This is a genomic window from Streptomyces mangrovi, assembly GCF_900114215.1.
GTDB lineage: Bacteria > Actinomycetota > Actinomycetes > Streptomycetales > Streptomycetaceae > Streptomyces > Streptomyces barkulensis.
The window spans coordinates 37,964-53,785 of sequence record NZ_FOSG01000029.1 but is presented as its reverse complement, the minus strand read 5'-3'; the positions used below and the strand labels follow the sequence as shown (position 1 = coordinate 53,785).

Here is a 15,822-nt window from a genome sequence, read left to right as displayed (position 1 = left end):
CCGCGACACCTCGCAGATGTTCATCACCGGCCCCGACGTGGTCAAGGCGGTCACCGGCGAGGAGATCACCCACAACGGGCTGGGCGGCGCCGACGTCCACGCCGCCACCTCCGGAGTGGCGCACTTCGCCTACGACGACGAGGAGAGCTGTCTGGAGGACGTGCGCCACCTGCTGTCGCTGCTGCCGGCCAACAACCGCGAACTCGCCCCCGTCGAGCCCTCCGACGACCCGGCCGACCGGCTCACCGAGGCCCTGCTCGACCTGGTGCCGACCGAGCCGGGCCGCGCCTACGACGTGCGGGCGGTGATCGAGGAGATCACCGACGACGGCGACTACTTCGAGGTGCACCCGGCGTGGGCCCCCAACATCGTCTGCGCGCTGGCCCGGCTGGACGGGCATGTGGTGGGCGTGGTCGCCAACCAGCCCTCCGCCATGGCGGGGGTGCTGGACATCGAGGCCTCCGAGAAGGGCGCGCGGTTCGTGCAGTTCTGCGACGCCTTCAACATCCCGCTGGTCACCCTCGTCGACGTGCCCGGCTTCCTGCCCGGCGTGGACCAGGAGCACGACGGGATCATCCGGCACGGCGCCAAGCTGCTGTACGCGTACTGCAACGCCACCGTGCCGCGGATCTCGCTGGTGCTGCGCAAGGCCTACGGCGGCGCGTACATCGTCATGGACTCGCGCTCGATCGGCGCGGACCTCGCCCTGGCCTGGCCGACCAACGAGATCGCGGTGATGGGCGCCGAGGGCGCGGCGAACGTCGTCTTCCGGCGCGAGATCAACGAGGCCGACGACCCGGAGGCGGTGCGCCGGCAGCGCATCAAGGAGTACAGGGCCGAGCTGATGCACCCCTACTACGCGGCCGAACGCGGCCTGGTCGACGACGTCATCGACCCCCGCGAGACCCGTTCGGTCCTGGTGCGCTCCCTGGAGATGCTGCGCTCCAAGCACGCCGACCTGCCGTCGCGCAAGCACGGCAACCCGCCGCAGTGAGGAGGAACCCCGTGACCGCGCATGCCGAGCCTCCCCCGCCGGACACCGGACCGCGGGTCCTCGTGCGGGTCGAGAGGGGGGCGCCGACGGACGACGAACTGGCCGCGCTGGTCGTCGCCCTCATGGCCCGCGCCTCCCACACCTCCCACGCCTCCGGCGCGGAGCCGGCGGAGGGGGAGGAGGAGCGCCGCCACCGGGCGCGCTGGCGGCGTCCGGAGCGCGTCACGGGCCACCGCGCTCCGCGCAGCTGGAGGGACGAGACGCACCGCGCCGTCCCGGCCGCGGGAGGCCGCCGATGAGGAGACGCGGCCTCGGGGTCGTCCGCGCCGTCGCGGCGGCGGCGGCCGCGGCCCGGCTGCCGGTCCCGGCCGTCGGACCGGGCGGGGCCCTGCGGGCCCCCGGCGGCCCGGGGCACCGGTGCACGGACCACCGGTGCCCCGGTCACCGGTGCACGGCCGAACCGGGGGAGCTGTGGGCCGAGGTGGAGGCGCTGCGGCGCCGGGTCCGCGAGCTCGGGGACCGGATGGAGATCCAGGCGCTGATCGACCGCTACGTCACGCTCCTGGACACCCAGGACGAGGACGGGTTCGACGAGTCCTGGCCCGCCACGGTCTTCACCGACGACGTGCGGCTGCGCTTCCCCGTCGGGAGCCACCGGGGCCTGGAGGGCGTGGCCGGTTTCCACCACCGGGCCAAGGCGAGGTTCGACCGGACCCTGCACACCGCGTCCAACTACGCGGTCCGGCTCGACGGCGACCGGGCCCGGGTGCGGCTCCACATGACCGCGACGCATGTGCACGGGGACAAGCCGACGGGGCCGTTCTTCGGCATCGGCGGACCCTGCGGCGGGCTGGCGGTGCGCACGGAGCGGGGATGGCGCCTCGCGGAGTGGGAGTACGACCTGACCTGGGCGTCGGGACCCGGCCCGAACGGTACCCCGCTGGTGTGGCGGGGTACCCACTACACCCCGTCCTGACAACCGTCCCGGCACCCGGCCGGGCACCCCGCTCCGGCGCCCCCTTCCGGTGGTGCCGGAGCGGGGCGCCGGACCGGGGCCGTCGCTTCCGCGTGCTCCGAGGAGGACTGATCACATGCCCGATTCACCGGACACCGGTGTTCCGGATGTCCGCGAGACCGTTCTCGACGCCGCGGGCGTCCCGCTGTCGGCCCTGGTCGCCGAACCGGCGGAGCGACCGCCCAGGGCCGTGCTGGTCGCCTTCCACGGGGGCGGGATGAGCGCCGGCTACTTCGACAGCCGGGCCCGCCCCGGGCTCTCGCTGCTGGAACTGGGCGCCCGGCTGGGGTACACGGTGCTGGCGGTGGACCGCCCCGGCTACGGCCTGTCCGCCCCCCACCTGCCCGAGGGGCAGCGTGTGGCGGACCAGGCGGAGACCGTGCACACCGCGCTGGCCGGGTACGCGGCCGCCCACGACACCGGCGCGGGCTTCTTCGTGGTCGCCCACTCCAACGGCGGCAAACTGGCGCTGGCGCTGGCGGCCCGCGCCGCCGGCGGTGACGGGCCGATCGGCCTGGACGTCTCGGGCCTCGGCTGCCGCCTCGCCGTCGAACCGCACCGGATCCCCGGCCCCGGCGGGCACGGCGACTGGCGCCGCCACTGGGGAGCGCTGCGGCTGTACCCGCCGGACGCGTTCCGCCTGGGCGGCGGGCTGGTCAGACCGGTGCCCGCGCTGGAGGCCCGGGAGGGGCCGCTGTGGCCGCGGATGTACCCGCGGATCGCGTCACGCGTCACGGTGCCCGTCCGCTTCACCTTCGCCGAGCAGGAGCAGTGGTGGCGCTGTGACGAGGAGGCTCTGGCCGCGCTCAGGGCCCCGCTGACCGCCGCCCCGAGGGTGCGCGTCGACTTCCAGCCCGACGCGGGGCACAACATCGGCCTCGGCTGGGCGGCCCGCACCTACCACCTGCGGGTCCTGGGCTTCCTGGAGGAGTGCCTCCTCGCCCGGGACGCCGCCCCCGCCGGCCGGCCCCGGCCCGCGACCGCCCGCGGCACGGGACCCGGCACGGGATCCGGTACGGAGAAGAGTCCGTCCCCAGGAGAGGAGGAACGAGATGTCCCTGAGCGTCGAGGAGGCGGGCCGGACCGCGCAGAGGCTCCGGCCGCCCGGCTCACGCGGTGAGACGGCCCGCCGCGGCGGTCTCGCGGACGCGGACGCGGACGCGGGCGGGCCGGACCGCACGGCGGCCGGCGTCCGGGCCCGGGAGGGGTGCGGCTGCCGGGAGGCCGAGGCGCAGCGGCCCGCGCTGCTGGCGGGGGAGGAGGGGGAGCATCCCGACCCCCATGTCTTCCGCGGCCTCGACTGAGCGGCCGGTCCCGCCGCCGTCGCCGCCCGCCGCCGCACCGCCCGCCGCGCCGCCCGCCCTCACCGCCCGCCGTAGAGACGGAGGAACGTCTCCACGCCGGAGGAGATGAGCGCCTCCGCCTCCTGCCGGGGCAGGGGGCGGGCGCCGTGGAAGGACCGCTCGTACACCTCCATGGTGACGAGCTGGACGAAGTGGGTCGCGGCGAGCCCGGGGTCGGACGCGTGGATCCGGCCGGCGGCCGTCCACGCGGCGAAGTGCTCGCCGAGCCGGGCCCGGGTGTACTGCGGCCCCTGCGAGCGCCAGTCGGCGAGGACCTCGTCCGGCAGCCGGGAGGCCTCGGTGAAGATGATGCGGACGAGGGCGAAGTGCTCCCCGAAGCCCTCCCGGGGCGTGGTGAGGTCGTGTCCCAGGCCCTCGAGCGCGGCACGGACGTCGTCGGGGTCGGTGAGGTGGCGGTCGACGAGCGCCCGCTGGTACTCGGCCACCGCGCGGGTGCTCTCCCCCAGCACGGCGAGGAAGAGCCGCTCCTTGTCCTGGTGGTGGTTGTAGATGGTGCGCTTGGACACCCCGGCCTCAGCCGCGATGGCGTCGACGCTGGCGCCGGTGTAGCCCTCACGGCCGAAGACGGTGCGCGCCGCGGCGTCGATGGCGGCTCTCTTGGCCGGGCGTCCGGTACGGGTGACCGTGTCCGACGGCATGGCCGGCTCCTCTCGCTGATGGCCGATGGCCGGTTCACATTTTGCTATGCACGGTGTAGTTTACTTTCTGTGGACGGGGCGGCGGAGGAACGAGTCCCCCGCTGTTCCGCCGTGCCCCGTCCATCATGGCGAGTCGCCGTGCTCTGAACCGGATGGGGGCGTGGAAAGGAACCACGGCATGTTCGGCAAACTGACGGTCACCAAGATCTTCTGCGCGGACCTGGACGCCATGGTCGCGTTCTACCGCGACCGGCTCGGTCTGGCCGTGCGCGAGGAGTACCCCGGCACGGCCGTGGTCCTCGACACCGGTCACGGAGGCGAGCTGATCCTGGCCAGGGGGGACCGGCCCGCCGAGGGGGACCGGCCCATCAGCATCGCCTTCACCGAGGTGGACATCCCCGCGGCGCGGGAGGCGCTGGCGGACCTCGGGGCCACCGGCATCGTCCCGCACAAGACGGGCCGGCGCTTCGAGGTCCGCGACCCGGAGGGCAACAACGTCATCTTCGTCGACGCCTGACCGGCCGCGCCGGGCCGCCGTACGCTCTCTCCTCCCCGGAGCGGACGGCGGCCCGGCGTGCCTCAGTCGGTGAGCGCCAGCTCCACGTCCGGCACCACCGGAACGTCCGGCACCACCGGAACGTCCGGGGCGGCCGCGTCCCGGCCGGAGCCGAGCAGCGCGGGCAGCTCCTCGGCGCACAGCTCCATGTGCCGGACCACGAGGTCGTCCGGCATCCCGGCGATGCTCGCGAAGAGGATGACGTGCTCCACCGGGAGCCCCCGGGCGAGGTCCTGGATGTGCCGCGCCGCCTGCTCCGGCGTGAGCACCCGGTGCAGCTCCCGCAGCTCGTCCCCGTCCCGGTCGGGGTCGAGCAGTTCCGGCTCCGGCTCGTCGCGGCCCTCCGCCCAGCCCAGCCGGTAGCTGTTGCGCTGGTGGACGACGTGCGGCACCAGGCGCGGCCACACCGCCTCGGGGTCGTCGGCCAGGGTGAGGAACAGTACGCCGCCCGCACGGGCGGCGTTCACGTCGTGACCGCCCTCGGCCAGCCCCGCACGGTAGTGCTCGAACATGGGCCGGGACAGGTTCAGGTACCCCATCCCCGCGCGCCCGGCCATCCGGGCTCCCCTGGGACCGTAGAAGCCGCCCCACACCGGCACCGGACTCTGCAGCGGTCCCGGGGTGACGGCGCGCTCCTCCCACAGCCGGCGCACCTCCCCGACGGCCTGCCCGGCGCGGGAGACGCGGCGCTCGTAGGGGACGCCGAAGAGCTGGAACTCCGGCTTCCGGTAGCCGGCGCCGACGCCGAGCTCCAGCCGGCCCCCGCTGATGAGGTCGACCAGCGCCGCCTCCTCCGCCAGATGGGCGGGTTCGCGCAGCGCGGGCAGGACGACCGAGGTGCCGATCCGGGCGTGCCGGGTACGGGCGGCGGCCGCGGCGGCCATGGTCAGGGGCTGCGGCAGGTAGCCGTCCTCGAAGCGGTGGTGCTCGGTGAACCACAGACCGCCTATGCCGCGCCGGTCGGCCTCCTCGCAGAACTCCAGGGTGCGCGCGTAGTGGTCCGCCCACGGACGTTCCCACCGCACGGGGTTGCGCATGTCGAAAAGCAGGCCGATCTTCATGCCGACTCCGTCTCAGGATTTCGGAAGAGCGAGAAAAGCGGGAAAAACGAAAACGAAGACACCCAGGACCACCGGTCCTGGGTGTCTTCTGTGCCCGCGGGGGCGCCGGGGCCGTTCTCCGCGGCTCCCCGGCGCCCCCGCGGAGATTCAGTTGCTGGTGAACTCCACCACGTTGCCCTCGGGGTCCTTCATGTGGAACTCGTAGCCGTCCGGGTGCCTGGTGATCTCACCGGGTCCCAGGTCGCCCAGCGCCGCGTGCGCCGCCTCGATGTCGGTGTGGGTGAAGGCGTAGGTGACGGCGGGCTTCTCCGCCTGCTGGAGGATGAGGCGGGTCCCGGCCTCGGTGACCAGCACCTGCTCGCCCTCCTTCTCGGCGAGGGTCTTCATGCCGACGCGGTCCCTGTAGAACTCCGTCATGGCCTTGAGGTCACGGCAGTAGATGACCGTCAGGGAATTGTTCGCGTACATGGTGGACTCCCTTGTGGGAAGTGGAAGTGGAATTCCCCGTCGCGAATACGGTAGGGGGCGGAATCTGAATTCTTCGTCCGGGCGGCGTCAAATCTTCGCAGGTACCGGACGGATGCCGGACGGATGCCGGGCGGACACCGGGCGGGCGCCGCACGGGCCGCCCGCCCGGATCACCCCTCGTAGGGGCGCTCGGCGCGGCCGCTCCGGAGGGTGGTGCCCCACCAGTCGAGCTGCTCCAGCATCCGCTTGGCCGCGGAGGCGGCCGCCTCCTGGTCCTTGGGCAGGCCGTCCTCCCCGAAGACGTCCCAGGCGTTGTGGAAGCTCAGGGCGTCCCGGACGGTGACCGTGTGCATCTCGGCGAACACCTGGCGGAGCTGCTCGGCGGCCCGGACGCCGCCGGCCTGCCCGCCGTAGGAGATCAGACCGGCCGGCTTGGCCTGCCACTCCTCGCGGAACCAGTCGATCGCGTTCTTCAGCGACGCGGGGAAGCTGTGGTTGTACTCGGGGGTGACCACCACGAAGGCGTCGGCGGCGGCCAGGCGCCGCGACAGCTCCTGCTCGTGGGGGGCGGCGGCCGGGTCGGTCTCCTCGCCCCAGCCGGGCATCACCAGGGGGAGCGGCACGTCGGCGAGGTCGATCACGTCCACCTCGTACCGGCCGTGGGCGCGGGCCTCCTCGGCGAACCAGTTCGCCACCGTCGGCCCGAAACGGCCCCGGCGGACGCTGCCGATGATCACGGCGAGGCGCAGCGGCATGTCGGTCATCACGGTCTCCTCGGTCGGTTGGCTCTCGCGATGACCCAACGTTCCAACTTGAACCTAAGGTGAAGTCAAGTCAGTCTGGTGTGTATGACGTCCCTCTCCTGGAAGACGCAGGAACTGACCGTCGGTGAGCTGTCCGCGCGCAGCGGCGTGTCCGGCTCGGCGCTGCGCTTCTACGAGCGCAACGGCCTCATCCACAGCCGCCGCACCACCGGGAACCAGCGCCGCTTCAGCAGGGACACCCTGCGCCGCGTCGCGTTCATCCGGGCGTCCCAGCGGGTCGGGATCCCGCTGGAGCGCATCCGCGAGGTGCTCGGGATACTCCCGCAGAACCGCACGCCCGACCGCGAGGACTGGGCGCGGGTGTCGGAGTGCTGGCGCAAGGACCTCAACGAGCGGATCCTCCAGCTGGAGGAGATCCGCGACGACCTCGACGACTGCATAGGGTGCGGCTGCCTGTCCATGGAACGCTGCGGCCTGGTCAACCCGATGGACATCGCCGGTGAGGAGGGGCCGGGGCCCCGGCGGCGCCTCAACCACTGAACGGGTCCGGGCCCGCGCCCCGGAAGGCGCGGGCCCGGGCGCGCGGGCGCGGGTTGTGCGGGCCCGGTCGCTCAGGCCGCCCGGAGCGCCGCGGCGAAGGCCTCCTCGGACTGCTCCCCCGTCAGGGTGGGCCCGCCCTCGAACTCGAAGACCGGGACCGCGCGCACGCCCAGCGCGCGCACGCTCTCCAGCTCCCGCCGCAGTTCGGCCTCACCCCCTTCGGACACGGTCACCCCGGCCTCCTCGGCCAGCCGGGCGAGGACCTCGGGGTCGCCGAGGTACAGCCCGTCGGTGAAGTGGGCCCTGAACAGCCGCTCGACCATCTCCTCCGCCCGCCCCTGGGCCGCCGCCTGGGCGATCAGCCGGTGCGAGTGGAAGGTGTTGGCTCCCACGGCCCGCTCGTAGCGCAGGTCCAGGCCCTCCCGCGCGGCGGCCTGGGCGATCCGCCGCGCGCTCTCCAGCGCGCCCGGTCCGAACGCCTCCCGCAGGGCGTCGAGCAGCGGCTCGGGCTCGTCGGGGGCGTCGGGGGCGAGCTGGAAGGGCCGGAACTCCAGCTCCGCCGTGCCGCCGCCCTCACGGTGCCGCCGCAGCACCCGGGCCAGCCGGGTGTACGCGATGTAGGAGTGGGCGCAGACGACGTCGAGAACCATGGTGATCTTCATCGGTCCACCTCTCTGTTGGCTGCCATCATCTTCAAAGGGGCCGACACCACCGGTTGGTTCACGCCACTTCCGGCCGCCCGGACGGCCTCCAGCAGTTCGGCCTCCCGCAGGCACTCCGGCCCGGCCACCACCTCGCCCGCGCGCACCGCGGCGGCGAAGGCGTCAAGGGTGCGGGCGACCTGGTCCTCGGGCGGCAGCCGCGGCTCCTCGCGCTCCGTGCCCCGCTCCACGAGCACGGCGGGAGCCTGGTCGGGGCCGGGGGTGAAGGCCCGGTCGACACGGATACGGCCGCGCGAGCCGACCAGTTCGTAGCAGGAGCGGTAGCCGTGGTCCAGGCCGAACAGCAGCTGCGCGGTGACCCCGCCGGGCGTGCGCAGCAGCGCGGCGCCGGAGACGTCCACACCGTGGCGCGGATGCGTCTCCAGGTGCGCGCCGAGCACCGACAGCTCGTGGCCGAGGAAGTGCAGCGCGGCCCGCACGGGGTAGACGGCGGTGTCCCACAGCGCGCCGCCGCCCAGCTCCGGGCTGTGGCGGATGTCGCCCTCGGGACGGGCCGGCACCGTGAACTCGGCTCGGAAGGAACGCAGTTCGCCGATGGCTCCGCCGCGGACCAGCTCGCCGACCGCCCGGTGCTGGCCGTGGTGGACGAACATGACGTTCTCCATCAGCGCCAGCCCCCGGGCACGGGCCAGGGAGAGGAGCGCGGCCGTGCGGTCCCGCCCGGTGGTCAGCGGCTTCTCCGCCAGTACGTGCTTGCCCGCCCGCAGCGCGGCCTCGACCCAGCGGGCGTGCAGCGCGGCCGGGAGCGGCACGTACACGGCGTCGATCTCCGGGTCGGCCAGCAGCTCCGGGTACCCCGTCGCCCGGCAGCCGTAGGGCCGCGCGGTCTCCTCGGCGCGCCGGGGGTCCCGGGCCGCGACGGCGGCCGGCCGGACGTGGGGGGAGGCCGCCATGGCGGGGAGCATCCGGCGCCGGGCGATGTCCGCGCAGCCCAGCACACCGATCCGGACCGGTTCCGTCACAGCTCCACCGCCCCCGTGTTGAAGCAGGCGAGCAGCGTGCGCGCCTGGACGTTGACGTAGTGGCCGTGCCGCACCAGGGCGTTGAGCTGGTCGACGCTGACCCAGCGGTAGCCGGGCGGCGGCGCCGTGCCGTCCCCGGCCCCGGTCACGGCTCCGCCCTCGTCACCGTCATCGTCCGAGACCACCAGGTAGCGGGACTCGGCGTTGAGGAACCGGCCGCCCTCCTCGGAGTGGACCGCCTCGTACAGGACGCTCTCCGGCCGGGCCCGCAGCACCCGGTCCAGGAAGGCCGGCCGGTCGGCCCCGGCGAGGTGCGCGTAGTTGTCCGGCGTGTACTGGACGGTCGGGCCGAGCTCGACGGTGTCCAGGAAGCCGCCCTCGACGCGCGCGTGGACCAGCACGTGCGGCACGCCACCGATCCTGCGGGTGAGGAACGCGGTCACCCCCAGCCCGACCGGCTCGAACAGCGGCTGGGTCCAACCGGTGACCTCTCGGTTCCCGGCCTCCACGGAGACGGCCACCACCTCGAAGTACCGCCCGGCCTCGTGGCGGATCGCCCACTCGTCCCGCCGCCAGCCGTCCACCCGGTCCAGCGGGACGCGCTCGGCCCGCACCTCGTGCCGGGACCGCTCGGCGGTGAACCAGGACAGCAGCTCGGTGTCCGAGTGCAGCGCCCCCCGCCCGTCGCGCCCGGCCGGGGCGCAGGCCAGGACGGTGCGGGCGTCCATGTTGACCACGTTGTCCCGGCGCAGCAGCTCGCCGATCTGCCCCAGGGTCAGCCAGCAGAAGTCCGGGTCCACCGGTACGTCGCCGGCGGCCTCCACCAGCATGTTCCGGTTGGACTTGCGGAAGAACCAGGAGCCGTGCTCGGACTGGAGCACGTCGGCGAGCACCCGCCCGCGGCCCGGCGAGACGAAGTGGTCGATGTACTTGACCGGCGAACCCCGGTGCACCCCGGTGTAGTTGGAGCGGGTCGCCTGCACGGTCGGGGAGAGCTGGAGCAGGTTCCTGTTGCCCGGCTCCATCTTCGCCTGCATCAGGAAGTGCAGGACGCCGTCGAACTCCTTGGCGACGATGCCCAGGATGCCCACCTCGGGCTGCTTGATGATGGGCTGGCGCCACTGGCGCACCGGCCCCTCGTCCACCTCGGCGTGCAGCCCCTCGACGGTGAAGAACCGACCGCTGTCGTGGACCAGGTTCCCGGTCCCCTCCTCGAAGGACCAGCCCCGCAGCCGGTCGAAGGGGATGCGCTCGACGGAGAAGCGGTGCGCCTCGGCCCGCCGGGCGAGCCAGCCGGCGAACTCGTCGGTGCGCATCTGGGCCCCGGCGCCGCGCTCGGCGGCGGAGCGGGCCAGGCGCGCGGGCAGCGCGGTGTCCTCCCGCGGCCGCAGCGGGACCGTGGTCGTCACCGGTGCCTCCCCACGAACTCCTTCACCGAGGAGACGACGTAGTCGATCATCTCGTCGGTCAGTCCCGGGTAGACGCCGATCCAGAAGGTCTGCTCGGTGATCAGGTCGCTGTTGGTCAGGTCGCCCACGACCCGGTGCGGGCGGTCGACGTACGCCGGCTGGCGGGTCAGGTTGCCCGCGAACAGCCTGCGGGTGCCGATCTTCCGGCCCTCCAGGAAGTCCACCAGCGCGGCCCGGCTGAACGGGGCCCGGGGGTCGACGGTGATCACGAACCCGAACCAGCTCGGCTCGCTGCGGGGCGTGGCCTCGGGCAGCAGCAGGTGCGGGACCCCGTCCAGCCCCTCGCGCAGCCGCCGCCAGTTGCGCCGCCGCGCCTCGATGAAGCCGTCGAGCTTGTCGAGCTGGGTCAGGCCCAGGGCGGCCTGGAGGTCGGTCGCCTTCAGGTTGTAGCCGACGTGGGAGAAGATGTACTTGTGGTCGTAGCCCTTGGGGAGCTTGCCCATCTGGTACTCGAACCGCTTGAAGCAGGTGTTGTTCTTCCCCGGCTCGCACCAGCAGTCCCGGCCCCAGTCGCGCAGCGACTCCACGACGCGGGCCACCTTCAGGTCCGAGGTCAGCACGATGCCGCCCTCGCCCATCGTCAGGTGGTGGGCGGGGTAGAAGCTCACCGTGGAGAGGTCGCCGAAGGTGCCGGTCAGCCTGCCGTCGTAGGTCGAGCCCACCGCGTCGCAGTTGTCCTCGACGAAGAACAGGTCGTGCTCACGCGCCAGTTCGGCGATCTCGGCGACCTCGAAGGGGTTGCCGAGGGCGTGTGCGATCATGATCGCCCTGGTCCTGGGACCGATGGCCCGGGCGACGCGCTCGGCGGTGGTGTTGTAGATCCCCATCTCCACGTCGACGAAGACCGGGATCAGGCCGTTCTGCACGATCGGGTTCACCGTCGTCGGGAAGCCCGCCGCCACCGTGACCACCTCGTCGCCGGGCTTCAGCCGGCGGTCCCCCAGAACATGGGAGGTCAGGGCGGTCAGGGCCAGCAGGTTGGCCGACGAGCCCGAGTTCGTCAGATGGGCCTTGCGCCGTCCCAGCAGCCGGGCGAAGCGGGACTCGAACGTGCGGCACCGCCGTCCCGCGGCGATGCTCATGTCCAGCGCGGCCTCCACCAGCGCCGCCCGGTCGTCGGCGTCCAGCACCGCTCCCGAGGGCCATATCTCGGTGACACCGGGCACGAAGCCGCGGTCGCCCTGGACCTCCAGGTGGTACTTGCGGGTCTCGTCCAGGACCAGAGCCCTGTGCTCACTCATGTTCGGCTCACTTCTCCCTCGTCAAGGCGTGCCCCGTGGAGCGCTCGTCGCCGCCGTGCTTGGCGGCCTTCCACCAGCCGGGGTTGGAGCGGTACCACTCGACGGTCTCCGCCAGCCCCCTTTCGAAGTCGATCCGCGGCGCGTAGCCCAGCTCCTCGCGGATCTTGGTCTCGTCCAGCGAGTAGCGCAGATCGTGGCCCTTGCGGTCGGCGACGTGGCGGACCATGGACCAGTCGGCGTCGCACAGCCGCAGCAGCCGCTCGGTGACGGAGCGGTTGGTCTGCTCGTTGCCGCCGCCGACGTTGTAGACCTCGCCGGCGCGCCCCCGGGTGAGGACGAGCTGGACGGCGCGGCAGTGGTCGTCCACGTGCAGCCACTCCCGCACGTTGCGCCCGTCCCCGTAGAGCGGCAGGGGCTCGCCCTCCAGCAGGTTCGTCACGAACAGCGGGATGAGCTTCTCCGGGTGCTGGTACGGCCCGTAGTTGTTCGAGCAGCGGGTGATGGACAGGTCCAGCCCGTGGGTGCGCCAGTAGGCGCGCGCGACCAGGTCGGAGCCGGCCTTGGACGCCGCGTAGGGCGAGTTGGGGGCCAGCGGCCACTCCTCCGTCCACGACCCCCGCTCGATGGAGCCGTAGACCTCGTCGGTGGAGACGTGCACCACCCGCTGCACGCCCGCCTCCAGACAGGCGTGCAGCAGGTTCTGGGTGCCGCCCACGTTGGTGCGCACGAACTCGGCGGCCGACTCCAGCGACCGGTCGACGTGGGACTCGGCGGCGAAGTGCACCACCGCGTCGTGGCCGGGCAGCAGCTCCCGCAGCAGCACCGGGTCGCACACGTCGCCCCGTACGAACTCCAGCCGCGGATGGTGGGCGGGCAGGTTGTCCCGCCGCCCGGCGTAGGTCAGTTTGTCCACAACGGTGACCCGGGCCTCCTCGTACCCGGCGTAGCCGCCGTCGAGGAGTGTGCGCACGTAGTGCGAGCCGATGAAGCCCGCTCCGCCGGTGACCAGGATCCTCATGCCGCCACCTCGATCCGGGTGTGGTCCCCGATGACGAGCCGGTGCCGCGCCGAGGCGCCCACACTGGCGTTGCGGCCGATGAGCGAGCCGTGCAGCCCGGGCAGATCGGCGATCGACGCGCCGTCGAGCACGATCGAGTCGGTCAGCCGGGTGTTGCGCAGCACGCAGTCCCGGCCGATGGACGTGCCGGGGCCGAGGTCGCTGCCCTCCACGACCGAGCCCGCGCCGACGATCGCCGGGCCCGTGATCCGGGACCGCACGATCCGGGCGCCGGCCTCGATCACCACCGGGCCGGTGACCTCGCTGTGCGCGTCCACCTCGCCGGCGGCGTACGGCCGCAGCGTCTCCAGCAGGCGGCGGTTGCACTCCAGCACGTCCTCGACGCGTCCGGTGTCCTTCCAGTAGCCGCCGTACACGCTTCCCCGCACGTCGCGGCCCTCGGCCACGAGCAGCTGGATGGCGTCGGTGATCTCCAGCTCGCCGCGCGCGCTGGGCTCGATCGCGGCGACCGCGCGGTGGATGGCCGGGGTGAAGAAGTACACCCCGATCAGCGCCAGGTCGCTGCGCGGCCGGGACGGCTTCTCGACCAGGCGCTCGACCCGGCCGTCGGCGTCCAGCTCGGCCACCCCGAACGCCCGCGGGTCGGCCACCTTGTGCACCACCACCTGCGCGTCGGGCCGCCGCGCGGTGAACTCCTCGGCGATCGGGACGATCCCCTCGGGCAGCATGTTGTCGCCCAGGTACATCACGAAGTCCTCGTCGCCGAGGAAGGGTCTGGCCAGCGCCACGCAGTGCGCCAGCCCCAGCGGCCTCTCCTGCGGGATGTAGGTGACGCGCACCCCCATGGACGAGCCGTCGCCGATCACCTCGGAGATCTGGGCGGCCCGGTCGCCGACGACGACGCCGACCTCGGTGACGCCCAGCGCGCGGATGTTGTCCAGGACGTGCGCCAGGACCGGCTTGTTCGCTATCGGTATGAGCTGTTTGGGCATGGAGTAGCTGAACGGGCGCAGACGGGTGCCCGACCCGCCCGACAGCACCAGGGCCTTCATGGCAGTTCTCTCCTCACAGCGGTACGCGGCGGGGGCTGTCCTCCTGCCGGCGGGCCAGCAGCCCGGCCGACAGCGCCTGTGCCACGGAGGGCGCCTCGGCGTCCTTGTCCGACAGCAGGGGCGGTTCCGTGAACCCCCAGGGCAGCGCGAGATCAGGATCCAGTGGGTTGATGTCTATCTGCGTGCCGGGCACATAGGTGCTGGACAGCACGTAGCAGATGCAGGTGTCGTCGGTCAGTGCCAGGAAGCCGTGGCCGACGCCCTCGGGCACGTAGACCGCCCGGCCCGACGCGGCGTCCAGCTCCCGCACGGAGTACCGGCCGAACGTGGGGGAGCCCACCCGCAGGTCGACCACGATGTCGCGCAGCGCTCCCCGTACGCAGGTGACGTACTTGGCCTGGCCGGGAGGGCGGGCCACACCGTGGATGCCGCGCAGGGTGTTGCGGCGGGAGGTGGAGTAGTTGATCTGCCGGGGCGTGAACGGATGCCCCAGGACCTCCTCCAGGAGATCGGTGCGCAGTCCCTCGTAGAAGTTGCCGCGCCGGTCGTGGAGCTGCTCGGGCGTGACGACGTACGACCCGGGGACGGCGGTCTCCTCGACGCGCACGGCTACTCCCCGCCGGCCGGGTCCGCCGACCGGTTCTCCACGGCCTTGCGCAGCTCGTCGGCCACCGTCCGCACGTCCGTGTCGTCGAGCCCCTGGTGCAGCGGCAGCAGCAGCGTGGTCTCGGCGGCCTCCTCGGCGCCGGGCAGCCGGAGGTGGGTCGCCCCGTAGGCGGGCACCCTGTGCAGCGGCGGGTAGCGGAAGGTCGTGTAGATCCCCCGGTCCAGCAGGTCGGCGGCGACTTGGTCGCGGACGGCCGGGTCGAGCCGCACCCAGTAGAAGTAGTAGGAGCCGGTGTGCCCCTCGGGCAGCGGCGGGGGCAGGCGCACGCCCGCGGCGTCGGACAGCAGCCGGTCGTAGGTCTCGGCGACCTCGCGCCGCCGGGCGATGTTCTCCGGCAGCCGCCCGAGCTGGACGCTGCCGATGGCCGCGGTGACGTCGTTGCCGATGATCCGCCGGCCGAAGTTCCGCACGTTCAGCTCCCACCAGCGGTGGGACACCTTCGCCGCGGAGAAGCCGCTGGACTGCTCCAGACCGTGGTACGCCAGGGTGCGGGCCCGGCGCGCGAGTTCCGGGTCGCGGGCGTAGAAGGCGCCGCCGTCCCCGGTGACCAGCACCTTCATGGAGTCGAAGCTCCACACGGCCAGGTCGCCGAAGGTGCCGCAGGCGGTTTCGCCGGCGCGGGAGGCCACGGCGCAGGCGGCGTCCTCCACGAGCTTGACCCCGCGTGCGCGGCAGAGCTCCGCGATGGCGGCGATGTCGCCCGGGTACCCGCCGTAGTGCAGCACCAGCACCGCCTTGGTGCGGGCGGTCAGCGCGCTCTCGACCTGGGCGGCGGTCGGGTTGAGGGTGCGCGGGTCCACGTCGCAGAAGACGGGGCGCGCCCCGGTGGCGGCGACGGCGTTGGCGGCGGCGACGAAGCTGACCGAGGGCATGACCACGTCGTCACCGGGGCCGAGCTCCAGCAGCTCGGTGGCGAGGAAGAGCCCGGCGGTGCACGAGTTGATGAAGACGACCTGCTCGGGGTCCGCCCCGATGTGCGCGGCGAACTCCGACTCGAAGGCCTTGGTGCGCGGCCCGTGCCCGAGCCAGTTGCTCTCGAACACCTCCGCGACAGCTGCTAGTTCCTTCTCGCCCAGACTGGGCTGGAATACGTTGATCATGCCTCTCCTTGAGGGGTGGGCCCCGCCCTCCGGGCGAGGCGCTCGGTGGTGCGGCGGGCCGGTACGGCGCGGGCCGCGCCGCGGCGCCGCGGGGACGCGTGCGGGAACGCGTGCGGGACACGGCCAAGAACCACGGACGGGAAGACGGACGGGAGGACGGACGGGAGGACGAGCCGAACCGGGGGCGGAAA

At 73.1% G+C, this 15,822-nt stretch carries 19 protein-coding genes; 7 read left to right on the top strand and 12 right to left on the bottom strand.

Annotated elements, in window-relative coordinates; all coding sequences use genetic code 11:
* The 5 genes from BM237_RS26800 to BM237_RS26780 form a co-directional block, all read left to right on the top strand.
* A partial coding sequence (locus tag BM237_RS26800; protein WP_281253978.1) for an acyl-CoA carboxylase subunit beta occupies nt 1–994 on the top strand: 994 nt, incomplete at its 5' end.
* A gap of 11 nt (nt 995–1,005) precedes the next feature.
* Nucleotides 1,006–1,293: an acyl-CoA carboxylase epsilon subunit gene (locus BM237_RS26795; protein ID WP_093852325.1), complete on the top strand. Its 288-nt coding sequence runs from the start codon at nt 1,006–1,008 to the stop codon at nt 1,291–1,293.
* Nucleotides 1,290–1,970, top strand: a complete 681-nt coding sequence (locus tag BM237_RS26790; RefSeq protein WP_093852324.1) for a nuclear transport factor 2 family protein — start codon at nt 1,290–1,292, stop codon at nt 1,968–1,970. The genes BM237_RS26795 and BM237_RS26790 overlap by 4 nt, the downstream gene beginning before the upstream one ends.
* 115 nt (nt 1,971–2,085) lie before the next feature.
* On the top strand, nt 2,086–3,129 hold the full coding sequence (locus BM237_RS26785) for an alpha/beta hydrolase (protein WP_093852323.1): 1,044 nt from the start codon (nt 2,086–2,088) through the stop codon (nt 3,127–3,129).
* Nucleotides 3,062–3,313 carry a hypothetical protein gene (locus BM237_RS26780; protein ID WP_093852322.1) on the top strand — a complete coding sequence of 84 codons (252 nt, stop codon included), beginning with the start codon at nt 3,062–3,064 and terminating at the stop codon, nt 3,311–3,313. Before BM237_RS26785 ends, BM237_RS26780 begins: the two co-directional genes overlap by 68 nt.
* Nucleotides 3,314–3,372: 59 nt before the next feature.
* Here the strand turns inward: BM237_RS26780 and BM237_RS26775 are convergent, their stop codons facing one another.
* Nucleotides 3,373–4,011 (bottom strand): TetR/AcrR family transcriptional regulator, encoded by a 639-nt coding sequence (locus BM237_RS26775; RefSeq protein WP_093852321.1) that lies wholly within the window; start codon nt 4,009–4,011, stop codon nt 3,373–3,375.
* A gap of 178 nt (nt 4,012–4,189) precedes the next feature.
* Between BM237_RS26775 and BM237_RS26770 the strand changes: the two genes are divergently transcribed.
* Entirely contained in the window at nt 4,190–4,528 is a 339-nt protein-coding gene (locus BM237_RS26770; RefSeq protein WP_093852320.1) for a VOC family protein, read from the top strand.
* A gap of 62 nt (nt 4,529–4,590) precedes the next feature.
* Here the strand turns inward: BM237_RS26770 and BM237_RS26765 are convergent, their stop codons facing one another.
* From BM237_RS26765 to BM237_RS26755, 3 genes are all read right to left on the bottom strand, one after another.
* Nucleotides 4,591–5,628 (bottom strand): LLM class flavin-dependent oxidoreductase, encoded by a 1,038-nt coding sequence (locus BM237_RS26765; protein WP_093852319.1) that lies wholly within the window; start codon nt 5,626–5,628, stop codon nt 4,591–4,593.
* 147 nt (nt 5,629–5,775) lie between these two features.
* Complete coding sequence (locus BM237_RS26760; RefSeq protein ID WP_093852318.1) at nt 5,776–6,096, bottom strand: VOC family protein; 321 nt, start codon at nt 6,094–6,096, stop codon at nt 5,776–5,778.
* A 170-nt stretch (nt 6,097–6,266) separates the two neighbouring features.
* Nucleotides 6,267–6,860, bottom strand: coding sequence for an NADPH-dependent FMN reductase (locus BM237_RS26755; RefSeq protein ID WP_093852317.1), 594 nt, complete (start codon nt 6,858–6,860; stop codon nt 6,267–6,269).
* Nucleotides 6,861–6,944: 84 nt separating this feature from the next.
* On the opposite strand from BM237_RS26755, the gene soxR reads away from it, so the two are divergent.
* On the top strand, nt 6,945–7,400 hold the full coding sequence (gene soxR / locus BM237_RS26750) for a redox-sensitive transcriptional activator SoxR (RefSeq protein WP_093852316.1): 456 nt from the start codon (nt 6,945–6,947) through the stop codon (nt 7,398–7,400).
* Between the two features lie 71 nt (nt 7,401–7,471).
* Here soxR and BM237_RS26745 read toward each other — a convergent pair whose 3' ends face one another.
* From BM237_RS26745 to BM237_RS26710, 8 genes are read right to left on the bottom strand one after another with little or no spacing between them, the layout of a single operon-like run.
* Entirely contained in the window at nt 7,472–8,062 is a 591-nt protein-coding gene (locus tag BM237_RS26745) for a DsbA family oxidoreductase (protein WP_093852315.1), read from the bottom strand.
* A complete protein-coding gene (locus BM237_RS26740; RefSeq protein ID WP_093852314.1) occupies nt 8,059–9,084 on the bottom strand; it encodes a Gfo/Idh/MocA family protein in 1,026 nt (341 codons plus the stop codon). The genes BM237_RS26745 and BM237_RS26740 overlap by 4 nt, the downstream gene beginning before the upstream one ends.
* Nucleotides 9,081–10,493, bottom strand: coding sequence for an NDP-hexose 2,3-dehydratase family protein (locus BM237_RS26735; RefSeq protein ID WP_245794067.1), 1,413 nt, complete (start codon nt 10,491–10,493; stop codon nt 9,081–9,083). Before BM237_RS26735 ends, BM237_RS26740 begins: the two co-directional genes overlap by 4 nt.
* Complete coding sequence (rfbH, locus tag BM237_RS26730) at nt 10,490–11,794, bottom strand: lipopolysaccharide biosynthesis protein RfbH (RefSeq protein ID WP_093852313.1); 1,305 nt, start codon at nt 11,792–11,794, stop codon at nt 10,490–10,492. The genes BM237_RS26735 and rfbH overlap by 4 nt, the downstream gene beginning before the upstream one ends.
* Before the next feature lie 7 nt (nt 11,795–11,801).
* Nucleotides 11,802–12,812 carry a dTDP-glucose 4,6-dehydratase gene (gene rfbB, locus BM237_RS26725; protein WP_093852312.1) on the bottom strand — a complete coding sequence of 337 codons (1,011 nt, stop codon included), beginning with the start codon at nt 12,810–12,812 and terminating at the stop codon, nt 11,802–11,804.
* Nucleotides 12,809–13,864 carry a glucose-1-phosphate thymidylyltransferase gene (locus BM237_RS26720; protein ID WP_093852311.1) on the bottom strand — a complete coding sequence of 352 codons (1,056 nt, stop codon included), beginning with the start codon at nt 13,862–13,864 and terminating at the stop codon, nt 12,809–12,811. The genes rfbB and BM237_RS26720 overlap by 4 nt, the downstream gene beginning before the upstream one ends.
* A 13-nt stretch (nt 13,865–13,877) precedes the next feature.
* The gene (locus BM237_RS26715; protein WP_093852310.1) at nt 13,878–14,471 is read right to left on the bottom strand and encodes a dTDP-4-dehydrorhamnose 3,5-epimerase family protein; all 594 of its coding nucleotides are present in this window, start codon (nt 14,469–14,471) and stop codon (nt 13,878–13,880) included.
* Between the two features lie 2 nt (nt 14,472–14,473).
* Entirely contained in the window at nt 14,474–15,631 is a 1,158-nt protein-coding gene (locus BM237_RS26710) for a DegT/DnrJ/EryC1/StrS family aminotransferase (protein ID WP_093852309.1), read from the bottom strand.
* Nucleotides 15,632–15,822: the final 191 nt, after the last annotated feature.

Coding starts and splice junctions, on each gene's coding strand:
- BM237_RS26790 (WP_093852324.1), top strand. CDS start 1,290: ATGAGGAGACGCGGCCTCGGGGTCGTCCGCGCCGTCGCGGCGGCGGCG.
- BM237_RS26785 (WP_093852323.1), top strand. CDS start 2,086: ATGCCCGATTCACCGGACACCGGTGTTCCGGATGTCCGCGAGACCGTT.
- BM237_RS26780 (WP_093852322.1), top strand. CDS start 3,062: ATGTCCCTGAGCGTCGAGGAGGCGGGCCGGACCGCGCAGAGGCTCCGG.
- BM237_RS26775 (WP_093852321.1), bottom strand. CDS start 4,011: ATGCCGTCGGACACGGTCACCCGTACCGGACGCCCGGCCAAGAGAGCC.
- BM237_RS26770 (WP_093852320.1), top strand. CDS start 4,190: ATGTTCGGCAAACTGACGGTCACCAAGATCTTCTGCGCGGACCTGGAC.
- BM237_RS26765 (WP_093852319.1), bottom strand. CDS start 5,628: ATGAAGATCGGCCTGCTTTTCGACATGCGCAACCCCGTGCGGTGGGAA.
- BM237_RS26760 (WP_093852318.1), bottom strand. CDS start 6,096: ATGTACGCGAACAATTCCCTGACGGTCATCTACTGCCGTGACCTCAAG.
- BM237_RS26755 (WP_093852317.1), bottom strand. CDS start 6,860: ATGACCGACATGCCGCTGCGCCTCGCCGTGATCATCGGCAGCGTCCGC.
- soxR (WP_093852316.1), top strand. CDS start 6,945: ATGACGTCCCTCTCCTGGAAGACGCAGGAACTGACCGTCGGTGAGCTG.
- BM237_RS26745 (WP_093852315.1), bottom strand. CDS start 8,062: ATGAAGATCACCATGGTTCTCGACGTCGTCTGCGCCCACTCCTACATC.
- rfbH (WP_093852313.1), bottom strand. CDS start 11,794: ATGAGTGAGCACAGGGCTCTGGTCCTGGACGAGACCCGCAAGTACCAC.
- rfbB (WP_093852312.1), bottom strand. CDS start 12,812: ATGAGGATCCTGGTCACCGGCGGAGCGGGCTTCATCGGCTCGCACTAC.
- BM237_RS26720 (WP_093852311.1), bottom strand. CDS start 13,864: ATGAAGGCCCTGGTGCTGTCGGGCGGGTCGGGCACCCGTCTGCGCCCG.
- BM237_RS26710 (WP_093852309.1), bottom strand. CDS start 15,631: ATGATCAACGTATTCCAGCCCAGTCTGGGCGAGAAGGAACTAGCAGCT.